This is a genomic window from Stenotrophomonas sp. BIGb0135, assembly GCF_024810105.1.
Classification (GTDB): domain Bacteria; phylum Pseudomonadota; class Gammaproteobacteria; order Xanthomonadales; family Xanthomonadaceae; genus Stenotrophomonas; species Stenotrophomonas maltophilia_AB.
In genome coordinates this window covers 354806-367084 of the sequence record NZ_JANUDX010000001.1, presented here as the reverse complement: position 1 = coordinate 367084, position 12279 = coordinate 354806, and the positions used below count along the sequence as shown (strand labels likewise).

13 protein-coding genes are annotated in these 12279 nt (G+C 70.1%); 8 read left to right on the top strand and 5 right to left on the bottom strand.

Features of this window, described 5'->3' with window-relative positions; translation table 11 throughout:
* Window positions 1-64: 64 nt before the first annotated feature.
* A complete protein-coding gene (locus M2421_RS01640) occupies window positions 65-1051 on the top strand; it encodes an MDR family oxidoreductase (protein ID WP_259202825.1) in 987 nt (328 codons plus the stop codon).
* Between the two features lie 32 nt (window positions 1052-1083).
* On the opposite strand, the gene M2421_RS01635 is transcribed toward M2421_RS01640, so the two are convergent.
* Together M2421_RS01635 and M2421_RS01630 are read right to left on the bottom strand one after the other, a co-directional pair.
* Window positions 1084-2397, bottom strand: a complete 1314-nt coding sequence (locus M2421_RS01635; RefSeq protein WP_259202824.1) for an acetamidase/formamidase family protein — start codon at window positions 2395-2397, stop codon at window positions 1084-1086.
* Between the two features lie 127 nt (window positions 2398-2524).
* Window positions 2525-3589, bottom strand: a complete 1065-nt coding sequence (locus tag M2421_RS01630; RefSeq protein ID WP_259202823.1) for an SDR family oxidoreductase — start codon at window positions 3587-3589, stop codon at window positions 2525-2527.
* A gap of 86 nt (window positions 3590-3675) precedes the next feature.
* On the opposite strand from M2421_RS01630, the gene M2421_RS01625 reads away from it, so the two are divergent.
* Both M2421_RS01625 and M2421_RS01620 read left to right on the top strand, forming a co-directional pair.
* Window positions 3676-4056: a helix-turn-helix domain-containing protein gene (locus tag M2421_RS01625; protein ID WP_259202822.1), complete on the top strand. Its 381-nt coding sequence runs from the start codon at window positions 3676-3678 to the stop codon at window positions 4054-4056.
* Between the two features lie 43 nt (window positions 4057-4099).
* The gene (locus M2421_RS01620; protein ID WP_259202821.1) at window positions 4100-4378 is read left to right on the top strand and encodes a hypothetical protein; all 279 of its coding nucleotides are present in this window, start codon (window positions 4100-4102) and stop codon (window positions 4376-4378) included.
* Between the two features lie 6 nt (window positions 4379-4384).
* On the opposite strand, the gene M2421_RS01615 is transcribed toward M2421_RS01620, so the two are convergent.
* On the bottom strand, window positions 4385-5086 hold the full coding sequence (locus M2421_RS01615) for a LytTR family DNA-binding domain-containing protein (RefSeq protein WP_259202820.1): 702 nt from the start codon (window positions 5084-5086) through the stop codon (window positions 4385-4387).
* The gene (locus tag M2421_RS01610; protein WP_259202819.1) at window positions 5074-6777 is read right to left on the bottom strand and encodes a histidine kinase; all 1704 of its coding nucleotides are present in this window, start codon (window positions 6775-6777) and stop codon (window positions 5074-5076) included. The genes M2421_RS01615 and M2421_RS01610 overlap by 13 nt, the downstream gene beginning before the upstream one ends.
* Window positions 6778-6927: 150 nt before the next feature.
* Between M2421_RS01610 and M2421_RS01605 the strand changes: the two genes are divergently transcribed.
* The 4 genes from M2421_RS01605 (at window position 6928) to M2421_RS01590 (ending at window position 9735) form a co-directional block, all read left to right on the top strand.
* Window positions 6928-8436: an alpha/beta hydrolase gene (locus M2421_RS01605; protein ID WP_259202818.1), complete on the top strand. Its 1509-nt coding sequence runs from the start codon at window positions 6928-6930 to the stop codon at window positions 8434-8436.
* Between the two features lie 192 nt (window positions 8437-8628).
* Complete coding sequence (locus M2421_RS01600; RefSeq protein WP_259202817.1) at window positions 8629-8967, top strand: hypothetical protein; 339 nt, start codon at window positions 8629-8631, stop codon at window positions 8965-8967.
* Window positions 8964-9323 carry a hypothetical protein gene (locus tag M2421_RS01595; protein WP_259202816.1) on the top strand — a complete coding sequence of 120 codons (360 nt, stop codon included), beginning with the start codon at window positions 8964-8966 and terminating at the stop codon, window positions 9321-9323. The genes M2421_RS01600 and M2421_RS01595 overlap by 4 nt, the downstream gene beginning before the upstream one ends.
* Entirely contained in the window at window positions 9310-9735 is a 426-nt protein-coding gene (locus tag M2421_RS01590) for a hypothetical protein (protein ID WP_259202815.1), read from the top strand. Before M2421_RS01595 ends, M2421_RS01590 begins: the two co-directional genes overlap by 14 nt.
* Window positions 9736-9745: 10 nt before the next feature.
* Here M2421_RS01590 and M2421_RS01585 read toward each other — a convergent pair whose 3' ends face one another.
* Window positions 9746-11110 (bottom strand): PLP-dependent aminotransferase family protein, encoded by a 1365-nt coding sequence (locus M2421_RS01585; RefSeq protein WP_259202814.1) that lies wholly within the window; start codon window positions 11108-11110, stop codon window positions 9746-9748.
* Window positions 11111-11300: 190 nt separating this feature from the next.
* Between M2421_RS01585 and cyoA the strand changes: the two genes are divergently transcribed.
* Window positions 11301-12278, top strand: coding sequence for a ubiquinol oxidase subunit II (cyoA, locus tag M2421_RS01580; protein WP_259202813.1), 978 nt, complete (start codon window positions 11301-11303; stop codon window positions 12276-12278).
* Window position 12279 lies beyond the last annotated feature (1 nt).

Genomic DNA, 12279 nt, shown 5'->3' with positions numbered 1-12279 from the left:
ACACTGCGACTGGATGCCACCGCGCTTTCCGCGCACAGTTGATTCCCCCGCACCGGAGATTGGCATGACGTTCAAGGCACTACTTGCGACCAACAATGGCGATTCGATCAGCACCCGCCAGGTGGATCTGGACGACGCCGACCTGATGCCCGGCGAGGTGACCATCGCGGTCGAGTACTCGACGGTGAACTACAAGGATGCGCTGGCCCTGTCGGGGCGCTCGCCGGTGATCCGCACGTTCCCGATGATTCCCGGCATCGACCTGGCCGGTGTGGTGGAACGTTCCAGTCACGCCGGCATCGTGCCCGGCGACCGCGTGCTGCTGAATGGCTATGGGCTCAGCCAGACCCACCATGGCGGCTATGCGCAGCGGGCGCGGGTGCCGGGCAACTGGCTGGTCAAGGTGCCCGACGCGTTCAGCACGCGCGATGCGATGGCCATCGGCACCGCCGGGTATACCGCGATGCTGTCGGTGCTGGCGCTGGAACACGGTGGCCTCACGCCTGCGCACGGCGACATCCTGGTGACCGGCGCCAATGGCGGCGCCGGTTCCATCGCCATCGCGCTGCTGTCCGGCCTGGGCTATCGCGTGCTCGCCTCTACCGGCCGGCTGGAAGAGGCCGACTACCTCAAGGAACTCGGCGCGGCCGAGGTGATCGACCGGCACACGCTGTCCGAGCCGGGCGCGCCGATCGGCAAGGAGCGCTGGGCCGGTGCCATCGATTCGGTCGGCAGCCACACGCTGGCCAACGTGCTGGCGCAGACGCGCTACCGCGGCGTGGTGGCCGCGTTCGGGCTGGCCCAGGGCGCGGACCTGCCGGGCTCGGTGCTGCCCTTCATCCTGCGCAACGTCACCCTGGCCGGCATCGATTCGGTCAACGCACCGCTGCCGGTTCGGCAGCAGGCCTGGGCCCGCCTGGCGACGGACCTGGACCTGGGCAAGCTGGCCCGCACCACGCGGGTTGTCGGGCTGGCCGAGGTGCCGGCGGTGGCCACGCAGGTGCTGGAGGGCAAGGTGCAGGGCCGCACGGTGGTCGACGTCAACGCCTGACGCTGCCGCACCCGGCGGTGTTCGGCGCGCGCCTAGTCCTTGGCGACGGGCGCCGCCGGCGGCAAGGTTCGCAGCACGGCCTTGTCCAGCTTCGCCGCCACGCCCACGCTGCGCCCGGCCAGATTGGCCACGCTGTACTGCACGGCCACGCCGAGCACCTGGGTGGCGTCGGACACACTCAGCCCGTAGCCCTGGCGCAGCCACTGCAGCATGCCGGCGGTGGCCACGCGCAGGGCGTCGTCAGTGGAACCGGCCTGGCCGAGGGTCATGATCTGGGTAGGCGATTCGACCCGTGGGGTGACGATCGACTGGCGTTTCACCAGCGCCACCTTCACCTCCACGTCGAGCGAGGTTTCCAGCGCCCACTGCGTGGTTTCGCCGTCGCCCTGCAGTGCATGCCCGTCTCCCAGGTAGAGCAGGGCGCCGGGTTGCTGCACCGGCAGGTACACGGTGTTGCCTTCCACCACGGCATTGAAATCCATGTTGCCGCCGAAGTCGCCGGTATCGCCGGTGGAGAACGGCGGATAGCCGAAGCCGGGGGCGACGGCCAGGCCGCCCAGCATCGGCTTGACCGGCACTTCAAAGCGCTTGAGCGCAGCATTCGGGTCCTTGGGGCGTGCTACCCCGCGGGCGCGATCCAGTTCCCAGCGTACCGGCTTGCCCAGCGCAGTGGTGTCGGCCGCCACGCGCGCGGTCTTCAGCCGGCTTACGATGCCGTCCAGGCTGTCGGCGTAGTCGCGGTTGAGCTTCAGCGATGTCAGCGTGACCGCCAGCGTGTCGCCCGGCTCGGCGCCGGCCACGAAGAACGGCCCCACCTGCGGGTTGCCGAACAGGGCGCGGGTGACGCCGTGCTCGTCCACGCCGCCGGAATCGAGCGTCCTGGTCGCCACCGAATCGCCGGGCTGGATGACCAGCACGGGCGCGCGGTCGGCACTGAAGGTGTTGGAATACCCGGTGGGCGTAAACACATGCCGCTGCGCCGTCGCCTGGGTGCGCGCGGGCACCTTCCATGCGCTGAAAGCGTGCTGTGCACGCGCGGCGCGGTTGTTGGTGTCCGGCTGGTCGCTCTGGCCCTGCATGCGCGCAGCGTCGATGCGCCCGCTGTAGCGGTAGACCTGCCCGTCGCTGCCGGTGGCGGTGAACGCCAACGCGTGGTCGGCCAGCGTGCCGCGGATCGGGTCGCCATCGAGCGTGCCGCTGACCGCTGTTCCCTGCACCTCCAGGTGCAGGGTCTGATAGTGGGTGTTGCCCCACAGATCGGTGGCCACGATCCATTGATCGGCCGCACACACGTTCAGCGGCAGGGCCGCGATCAACAGCGACGACACTTTCCAGGCACGGGTCATGGCGGGCGGCTTCGCGGCATGCCCCTGGGGGCGATGGCCGCAGCCTAGCCGGTGGCGGCCGGGCCGCCACAGTGTCGAAGGTAACCTGGGCGGGATGCCGCGCTGCCGGTGATGGGCAACCAACGCCTCAGGGAATCAGGCGCTGCGCGCGAAGCTGTGCGAACAGCGCGAAGAACGCATCGTCGCTGGGCTGGTAGTCGAGGAAGCCCATGCGCCGGCTCTTGGACATGTCGGTAAGGACTTCCAGCGGCCGGCCCAGGTCGGCGTCGGTATGCCAGGGCGACACCAGCCGGTGGATGTCCGTCTCGGCCAGGCCGTGCTCGGCGGCCAGGGCCGACCATGCGCCGGCGTCGTCGGCCATCTGCGCTTCCAGCGGCCGCGGCTCGCCCGCGAACGGCGCCGGTTCCAGGCCGAACCAGTCGGCGATGCGGCCCCACATCCACGACCAGCGAAACACGTCGCCGTTGACCACGTTGAAGGCCTGGTCGGCCGCGGCCGGCGTCTGCGTGGCCCACAGCAGGTGCCGGGCCAGCACGCCGGCGTCGGTCATGTCGGTCAGCCCGTTCCATTGCGCGGACGAACCGGGGAACTGGAACGGGCGGCCGCTGCGCTTGCACAGCGAGGCGTACACCGCCAGCGTCGTCCCCATGTTCATCGCATTGCCGACCGCCGCGCCGATCACCGTGTGCGGGCGGTGCACGCTCCAATGGAAACCGTCGCGCGCAGCCGCGGCGAATACCTCGTCTTCCTGCGCATAGTAGAAGTTGTCCACCGCCAGGCGTGGCTGTTCCTCCCGGAAAGGCGTCTGCGGCAACGCACCCTGTGCATACGCCTCGAAGGGCCCGAGGTAGTGCTTCAGGCCGGTCACCAGCGCCACGTGGCGCACCGAGCCGGCCGGGCGCACGGCGTCGAGCAGGTGCCGCACCATGGCCGCGTTGACCCGGATGTTCTCGGCCTCGTTGGCCTGCCGCGACCAGGTGGTGATGAACACATGGGTGGGCGCCAGCCCGGCCAGGGCCGCCGCCGTGGCCGGCGCGTCGCGCAGGTCCGCGGCGACCGCGCCCACCCCGCGCGGCAGGAGACCGGCATTGCGCGCCAGCCCATGTACCTCCCAGCCCGCGTCCTGCAACTGCCGGACCAATGCGCTGCCGACGATGCCGGTTGCGCCCACTACCAGTGCCTTGTTCGTCACGCTGCCGCCTTTGCATCTGAAATCAGGCGCACACAGTAGGATAGGTGCGTACGCCTTGAAAGAAGGCACCAAATGGTAACCAGGCGATGAAAACCGGCAGTCCGGAAGATGAATGGCGCGAAGACTGCGCGCCGCGGCGGGTGCTGGAGCTGTTCAGCACCAAGTGGACGTCGATGGTGCTGCACACCCTGGCGGTTCGCCACGGCGGCACCGCGCGCAGCAACGCCTTGCACCGCAGCCTGCCGGCCATTTCGAAGAAGATGCTGGTCCAGACCCTGCGCGAGATGGAGGGCGCGGGCATCGTGCTGCGGACCGAATACCCGACCGTACCGCCGTCGGTGGAATACGCGTTGACGCCCCTCGGCGTGCAGCTGGTGGAGCCGATCGAGCTGATCTACGACTGGGCGCGGCGCAACGCGGGGGCGCTGGACGCCCTGCAGCCGCGGGCGACGTCACGGCGGCGCTGAGGTATATTCGCCCCCCTTTTTGCGCCACCGCCGGACCTTCTCGATGAGCACCCCGAAAAAGCAGTATTTCAAGCACTGGGCGGAGTCCGACCTGGGCCAGGGCAACGTCTACATCGAAGCGGTGGGCGAGGTGATCGTGCGGCAGGTGGAGATGTACCGCAGCCTCACCACCTGGGCCGACAAGACCGGCCAGAGCGATGCGCGCTTCCTGCTGGCCGACCAGCCGCTGTCCTGGTTCGACCTGGATTCGGACGACGGCATCACCGCGAGCGAGTTCGAGGCCGCGTGGAAGAAGGCCAAGGCCGCAACCACGGGCGGCTGAGCGCGCTCAGCCCAGCGCCAGCGCGTCGCGCAGCGCCGCCAGGTGCGCGCGGCCGACGGCCAGCTCGGTGCCGTCGTTGAGCAGCAGCCAGTAGCGGCTGCCGGTCGCGGCATGCAGGCTGCGCACGTGGCGCAGGTTGACCAGGTGGGAGCGGTGGCAGCGCACGAAGTCGGGCGGCAGCACCGCGCCGAGGCTGGCCAGCGACTTGTCGTGCAGTTCGCAGCGGCCATCGCGCAGGTGCAGTTCGCTGTAGTCGCCGTCGGCGCGGATCCACTGCACGTCGGCCAGCTCCACCACCGCCGTGCCCTGCGCGCGCCAGATGCCGAGGTAGCGCGCCGCACCCGCGCGCACGTGCCCCACCTCCAGCAGTCGCGCCAACGCGGCCTGCAGGCGCTCGCGTGAGAAGGGCTTGGGCACGAAATCCAGCACGCCGTGCTCGAACGCCTGCAGCGCACGGTCGCGATGGGCCGACACCACCACGCAGTGGTAGCGCCCCGCAACGGCGCGGCGCAGCAGCTCGAAGCCGTCTTCCCCACCCAGGTTGAGGTCCAGCAGCAGGCCGTCGTAGACATTGCGCTGGAGCCGGTCGCCCGCGTTCTCCAGGTCGGCCACCGCATCGAAGCGGGCCCGGCTGCCGGCCAGCTCGCTGCACAGGCGGAGCAGGCGCTGGCGCACTAGCAGTTCGTCCTCGACGATCAGGATGCGCATGGCAGCTCCATCCGGCTGCACCAGTCCGCGCCATCGGGCCCCTGCACGAACCGCCAGCGGCCCGGCCACGCCGCCGCCAGGCTGGCTTCGATGTAGGCGGTCCCCGTGCCACGCCCACGATGCGCGGCCACGCCCTGCGCGCTACGCAGTTCCAGTACCCAGCACGGACCGTGCCGCTGCACGCGCAGGCGGAACGGATGCTGCGCACAGGCCGGGGCGCCGGCGTGGGTGAGTGCGTTCTCCACCTGCGCATGCAGCACGCCCGGCGGCAGCCACAGACCGGCAGGGTCGGCCTCGACCTCGAAGCCGATGTGTTGCTCCATGGCCATGCCGACGATGTCCAGGTGGTTGCGGCACAGGGCCAGTTCGTCGTCCAGCGTGACGCTCGACTGGCTGCTGCTGTCGCGCAGGCGGTCGAACTGCTCGGCCAGCGCCTCGACCAGGCGACTGGCCCGCAACGGTGCCTGCTCGATCAATTCCTGCAGGCAGGTGAGGGTGTTCATCAGCCAGTGCGGCTGGATGCCCCGTTGCAGCAGTTGCAGCGCCAGGCGTGCGCGCTCCTCGCGCAGCAGCGCGTTGTGCTGGTCCAGGGCGCGCAGTTGGGCGGCGTGGCGCACCAGCAGGAACCCCATCAGCACCGCCAGGAACAGAAAGTAGGGGCCATCCAGGAAGACGCCGCCGAGCAGCGGAATGGCCAGCGCGCCGGCGGCGACCAGCGCCAGGATCGGCCAGCGTTCCTCGCGCTCGCCGCGTGCACGCAGCAGCAGTGCGACCGAACCGAGCAGGCTCAACAGCAACAGCGCGGCCCCGCGGTTGTCGAACCCGGGCACCCAGGCAATCACGACGAGTAGTGCGGCCAGATAGCCGATGCGCACGCTCGCCGGCAGCGCCACGTCAAAGCGGCGCGCGAGGTACGCCGGCAACAGCACCGCCGCGGCAAGATGCAGGGCCTGCAATGCCAGCAGGCGCGGGCCGTGCCACGGGTAGGCATAGCCGAGCAGGGGGCGCCAGCCTTCCAGTACCGGCAGCGCCAGGCCCACCGCCCCCAGGGCCAGCAACAGGCGCGCGCCGGGCACCGGTGCCCGGCCACGCTGGGCGGCCAGGAAATACAGGCAGGCCGCGCCGAGCGCGCCACCCGCGAACGCGGCGATCAGCCACGGCGTCAGCCGGTACCCGTAGATCGACGCGATGGGCCCCACCGCAAGGACCGCATCGGCGCTGGCCAGGCGCGGCCACTGGTGCTGGCTGGACGCAAGCACGACCAACGCATCGTCGGCCGTGCCGGCCACGGCTGGCAACATGCGCAGGACGTCGATCTGGCCGGGTCGTTCTTGCGCGGCGGTGCGCCCCACCACGCCGTTGGGAGGCAGCGGTTGTCCATGCCAGTAGGGCTGGCTGGCGGCGCGCAGCGACAGCCGCACGGCAGCGTCGCCCGTCCGCGCCGCCGAGGTTGCCGGCAGTTGCCAGCGCAGCCAGTACGGCCCCCGCCAACCTGCGAGGGCGCGTTGATCCAGCGCTTGCCAGGCGATGTCGCGCGGTGGCGTCGCGGGGACGCCGTCGCCGATCGTGGCAGGGGCCATGTCCGTGGCGGCCAGGCAGATCGTTCCCGTCGGCGGTGCCACCGCCCACAGCCACGCGGCGACCGCGACAAGCAACACGGCGAAGGCGGTCAGGGTGCGGAGGATGTGCATGCGCCCATCCTATCGGCTGCGTGGAGACAGTGGTCCCCCGCTGGGAGCTGTTCGGCAGGCCGGCGTGACATCCGCGCAGCGGCGGCAGTGATGCTGGAGGCACCGGCCCACCTCGGCCGATCCAACCCCCTGCCATCCCTGGAGCCTGCCATGACCCTTCCATCCCTGTTGAAGACACATTTCGTCCACCCGCGTCTGCAGGCCGGGCTGGTTGCCGCGTACGTGGCGTTCGCCGCCGCGGCACCGGCTCTGGCAGGCGAGGGCGCGGCGCCGCTGGTATTTGAGCCGTATGCCTTGGAGACGCAGACGCACGGCACGATCGCGGCCGAGGCGGCCTATCTGGAGGTGCCGCGTCGGCACGCACAGCCGGACGGACCACGCATGCGCCTGCGGGTGGTTCGGCTGCGCGCCACCGGTGGCGACGGCCGCGCCGCACCGGTGGTGTACCTGGCCGGCGGGCCCGGCGGTTCGGGCATCGGCACCGCACGCGGGCCGCGTTGGCCGGTGTTCGACCAGGTCCGGCGCGAGACCGACGTGCTGCTGCTTGATCAGCGCGGCGCCGGCCAGTCCGAGCCGCCGCCGGCGTGCCCGCATTCGCACACCTTCGAGGATGCGCAGCCGATCCAGCGCGAGGCCACGCTGGCGGCCCTGCGCGACACGGCCGCCCGTTGCGTCGCGTACTGGAAACACGCCGGCGTCGACCTGGGCGCTTACACCACGGCGGAAAGCGCGGGCGATATCGATGACCTGCGCCGAGCGTTGGGTGTGCGCACGCTCAGCCTGTGGGGGATGAGCTATGGCACCCATCTGGCGCTGGCCACGGTGCGCCTGCACGGGGCAGGCCTGGAGCGGGTGGTGCTGATGGGCAGCGAAGGGCCGGACGACACGTTGAAGCCCCCGATGGCGGCCGACGCGTTGTTCGCGCAGCTGGGCGTGCTCGCGGCAGGGGCGGGGTTCGATGACCTCACCGGCGCGGCACGCCGCGTGCTGGCCACGGTGCGCGGGCAGCCACAACAGGCGCGCAGCCTGGTGAACCCGGACAGGCAGGTGACCCTGGGCGCGTACGACCTGCAGCTCGCGCTGGCGGCCATGCTGGGCCGCCGCACCACCCAGCAGTGGATCCCGTTCGCCCTGCGCCAGGCCGAACGGGGCGACTACCGGCCGTTGGCCGACATCGTGCTGTTCCTGCGCGGCGAGCTGGGTGCATTCGCGGCGATGCCGCTGGCGATGGACGTGGCGTCCGGGCAGAGCCCGCAGCGCCGTGCCCTGGTCGAGCAGCAGGCGCGCCGCAGCCTGTTCGGCGATGCCTTGAACTTCCCATTCCCGGCCCTGGTCGATGGCCTGGGCCTGGCCGACCTCGGCGAGGACTTTCGTGCTCCGCTGCGCAGCGATGTGCCGGTGCTGTTCATCAGCGGCACGCTGGACGGACGCACCCCGCCGGCCAATGCCGAGGCGCTGCGGCCGGGATTCAGTCACAGCACCGCGCTGCTGGTTCGCGGGGCCAGCCATGACAACGAAATGTGGCTGGGCAACCCGGCGATCGCCGCCACCATCGCCACCTTCCTTGCCGGCGGTGAGGTGCACGATGCGGAACTGGCGTTGGCGCCGCCGGAATTCGTGACCAGCAACGAGGCACTGCTGGCGTCATTCCCGCGATGAAGGATGGCGCTCCGCCGCCGGCCTTGTCGGCGTGGCGGCAGCGCCTGTAGAGTCGGCTCTCGCCGCCATCGGATCCGGTGCGGCAGGGAGCCGGTATCGCCCCGTGCGGACGGCAATGGAAAGGGAATGTCCAGGCCGGGGCCGCAGCGCGGACCGGCGGGGAACAGGCGCGCTGCGCCAAGGGGGCTTGGGATGGCGATTCTCGGTTTCTTCGTGGTGTTTCTGCTGTGCATGGGCCTGGCAAAGGCCGTCAACGCGATCCGCGGCAGGCTGACCGTCAATGGTGCGGCGATCCATCTGCTGCTCACCCTCGTCTTCGCCGTCTACATGGTGGTGAACGCGGTGCGCGCGGACCTGCCACCGGCCGCTTTCGGCTATGCGCTGGGGTACACGCTGACGCCGGCCCTGCTGGTGGGCGCGCTGGCCGCGTTCTTTTTCTTCAGGTTCCGGGCCGACAAGGCCGACCAGGCACGGGTTCATCGGTTGCGCGAGCAGCGCCTGTGCGCCGATGCGGATCGGGCCGCGCAATGAACAGCCAGCAGTTTGTCGCCGCGCTGGAAGCGTACGTGCAGGATGCGGCGACGGACGCGACGATCAGCGTCCTGCAATCGCCACCGGGAAGACGACCGCCGCAGGCGCGTCGCGAACGCTCTGCGTGGTACAACGGCTTGTCGGCACAGGACCAGGCGCAGGTGCGCAGCGTGGTGGCCGAGGCCACTGCAACGACCTTGTTCGGCATGCTGGCAGTGCTGGACGGGGCGCGCGTTGTCGACGATGAGAAGGGCAGGTTCGAGCTGTTCCACACGGGCCGTGAACGGACGCTGCTGAACCCGGACGGCATCGACCTGCACGATCTGTTGCGCAGGGCTGACGATGAAACTGGGTGAGCTCACTGCCTTCGGCCATAACGTGGCCGACTCGCTGGCCAGCGGCCTGTGCTTCATGATCGGCTTTTACACGCTGGATATCTTTGCGGAGGCCGCAGCGTCCCGCGAGGGCGAAATCGTGGTCGATTTCCTGACAGGGGAGACTGCGGGCAGCCCGGCCTCGGCCGAGGTGAAGCAAGCCGTCGGCCAGTTCGCACAGCGACTGCCCGCGCTGGCGGCGGGGCACGGTCTGGACATCGGCCAGATCCGGGTTCTCTCCGCACGTTTCGGTACCGACAGAGTGGCAGGCCCGCATTTCCAGGTGACGGTGGAGACCGCGGACGGTCGCCGCTCCATGGACCAGTATGTGGGCAATCCGGGCAGGCGTTACAGCCGACCGCGACGATCTCGCGTCGCACCCGTAACCGACTGACAGCGCCGGCCTACACCGTCCAGCCGCCCTGGCCGGCGGCCACATGCATCAACTGGTCCAGCTGGCGCAGCGCCCGGTGCAGTTCCTGCCGGCTCGCTGCCGCCCCCAGCGAGATCCGCACCGCGTCCTGGATGGCCACGCCGTCCGGGGTGAACGCCGACGACGAGGCGATGCCCAATCCCTGCAGCCGCGCCGCATGGGTGAGGCTGGCGGCGGTCCACTGTGGCGGCACGCGGCACCATGCGTGCACGCCGGCGCAGTGCTGCAGCAGCGTCGGCGACAGCGCCGACTGTGCCAGGTAGCGGCGCTCGGCCGCTTCGTTCTGCACCCGTGTGAGCAGCGCGGTGGCCGAGCCATCCAGGATCAACTGGGTGACCAGGGCATTCATCAACGGCGGCGCCATCAGGTTGACCGCGCGCAGCGCGTCCAGCATGCCCTGGCGTGACACGCCGTCGGGCAGGTGGACGAACGCCGTGTGCAGGCCCGGGCTCAGGCACTTGGACAACGTGGCGATGTAGCACGTGTGCTGCGGCGCCAGCAGGGCGAGCGGGGCAGGGGCATCGTCGACCAACAGCCAGTACGGGTCGTCTTCGATGAGGCGGAGGTCCTGTGCGCGCAGGACCTCCGCCAGCTGCGCCCGGCGCGCGTCGGGCACCGTATGGGCGGTGGGGTTCTGCGCGGTCGGGTTGAGGTACACCACCTTCGCCCCGCTCGCGCGTGCCTGCCGGCGGAGTGCATCCGGGCGCATGCCGTGCTCGTCGCACGCCACCACCTGCAGCGTGCGTTGCAGGACCCGCGCCGCATGCAGCAGGCCGGGATAAACCAGCGGTTCGCACAGGATCGTGTCGCCGGCATCGGTGAGCGCCAGCAGCAGCGCCGACAGCGCGGCCTGTGCGCCTTCGGTCACCACCAGCCGATCGCTGTCCACCTTGCCCAACATCGGCTTGAGCCACTGCTGCGCGGCCAGATGATCGGCGCGGCTGCCGCCGCCGACGTGGTAGGTCATCAGGTTGCCGGCGTCGCTGCGCGTGAGCACCGTGGACAGGCCACGCCGCAGCATGTCGGCCACCTCGCCACCGGGCGGGGGCGGCGGCAGGTTCATGCTCAGGTCCACCAACTGGTCCAGCGCCACCGTGGGCGGGGCAATGAACGAGCCCAGGGGGCCGCGTGCATCGACCAGCCCACGCTTGCGTGCTTCGGTGAACGCACGGGTGACGGTGGTCAGGTCCACGCCCAGCGCGGTGGCGAGGGCGCGCTGGGCGGGCAGGCGGGCGCCGGGGCGCAGCGTACCGGACCAGACCGCGCGCTCCAGCGCCTGCACGATACGCAGGTAGATCGGCCCGTGGCCATCGGCGATGAGGGTGTTCCACTGCATCGGCGCATCTTACGCCCGCACCGGTCGGCGGCTGCGACAGTGTGTCGCATCATGTAGGGATCATGTCGTTGCCTAACGTACGCGGCTGCGGCGGGCACCCCCCATGCATATCGGTCATGCAGGGGGGTGTTCGCCACTTCTCATGATCCGGGCCACAGGGCCCGGCACTGCGTTGGAAGGGCCGACCCGCATGAACCCCGCTACACAACACGCTCGCCGCACCACGCTGGCCGGTAGGGCCCGCGCCGCACGCTGGTTGGGCACGGCAGCGCTGCTGCCGCTGCTCACCGGGTGCAGTTCGCTGGAACTGTTCAACCCCATGGGCAGCATCGCCGAGCAGGAGATGCAGCTGATCCTGGTCTGCACCGGGCTGATGCTGCTGGTGGTGATCCCGGTGATCCTGCTCACGCTGTACTTCGCCTGGCGCTACCGCGAGGGCAACACCACGGCGACCTACGCGCCGGACTGGTCGCATTCCACCGCCATCGAGGTGGTGATCTGGACCATCCCGTGCCTGATCATCGTGGTGCTGGCGGTGCTGATCTGGAAGAGCACCCACGCGTTGGACCCGTACAGGCCGATTGCATCGGACAAGGCGCCGCTGCGCGTTGAAGTGGTGGCGTTGAACTGGAAGTGGCTGTTCATCTACCCCGACCACAACGTGGCCACGGTCAACGAGCTGGTGATGCCAGTGGATACGCCGGTGGCGTTCAAGCTGACCTCCGAGTCGATGATGAACGCCTTCTTCGTACCGCAGCTGGGCAGCATGGTCTACACCATGGCCGGCATGCAGACCCGCCTGCACCTGATCGGGCACACCCCGGGCACCTATGCCGGGATGTCCTCGGCCTACAGCGGCGCCGGCTTCTCGGACATGAAGTTCCCGGCACGGGTAGTCACCGACGCCGATTTCGCCCGCTGGCTGGCGCAGGCCCGCAGCAGTGGCGACCACCTCGGCGCCACCCGCCTGGCCGAACTGGAGACGCCTACCCACGGCTCGCCGCTGCTTCGCTTCAGTGCGGTGGATAGCGGGTTGTTCGACAGCATCGTGCGCCGCCACGGCGGCATGCCCGATGACGAGATCTGCCTGCCGGGCGAGGCGCCCGGGGCGAAAACCCAACTCGTGAGCCTGGCCGCGCCTGCCGCCAGCCGTACCGCGGAGAACTGAT

Excerpts from the sequence above, each read along its gene's own strand:
- M2421_RS01640 (WP_259202825.1), top strand. The coding sequence starts at position 65 with ATGACGTTCAAGGCACTACTTGCGACCAACAATGGCGATTCGATCAGC.
- M2421_RS01635 (WP_259202824.1), bottom strand. The coding sequence starts at position 2,397 with ATGACCCGTGCCTGGAAAGTGTCGTCGCTGTTGATCGCGGCCCTGCCG.
- M2421_RS01625 (WP_259202822.1), top strand. The coding sequence starts at position 3,676 with ATGAAAACCGGCAGTCCGGAAGATGAATGGCGCGAAGACTGCGCGCCG.
- M2421_RS01620 (WP_259202821.1), top strand. The coding sequence starts at position 4,100 with ATGAGCACCCCGAAAAAGCAGTATTTCAAGCACTGGGCGGAGTCCGAC.
- M2421_RS01615 (WP_259202820.1), bottom strand. The coding sequence starts at position 5,086 with ATGCGCATCCTGATCGTCGAGGACGAACTGCTAGTGCGCCAGCGCCTG.
- M2421_RS01610 (WP_259202819.1), bottom strand. The coding sequence starts at position 6,777 with ATGCACATCCTCCGCACCCTGACCGCCTTCGCCGTGTTGCTTGTCGCG.
- M2421_RS01605 (WP_259202818.1), top strand. The coding sequence starts at position 6,928 with ATGACCCTTCCATCCCTGTTGAAGACACATTTCGTCCACCCGCGTCTG.
- M2421_RS01600 (WP_259202817.1), top strand. The coding sequence starts at position 8,629 with ATGGCGATTCTCGGTTTCTTCGTGGTGTTTCTGCTGTGCATGGGCCTG.
- M2421_RS01595 (WP_259202816.1), top strand. The coding sequence starts at position 8,964 with ATGAACAGCCAGCAGTTTGTCGCCGCGCTGGAAGCGTACGTGCAGGAT.
- M2421_RS01590 (WP_259202815.1), top strand. The coding sequence starts at position 9,310 with ATGAAACTGGGTGAGCTCACTGCCTTCGGCCATAACGTGGCCGACTCG.
- M2421_RS01585 (WP_259202814.1), bottom strand. The coding sequence starts at position 11,110 with ATGCAGTGGAACACCCTCATCGCCGATGGCCACGGGCCGATCTACCTG.
- cyoA (WP_259202813.1), top strand. The coding sequence starts at position 11,301 with ATGAACCCCGCTACACAACACGCTCGCCGCACCACGCTGGCCGGTAGG.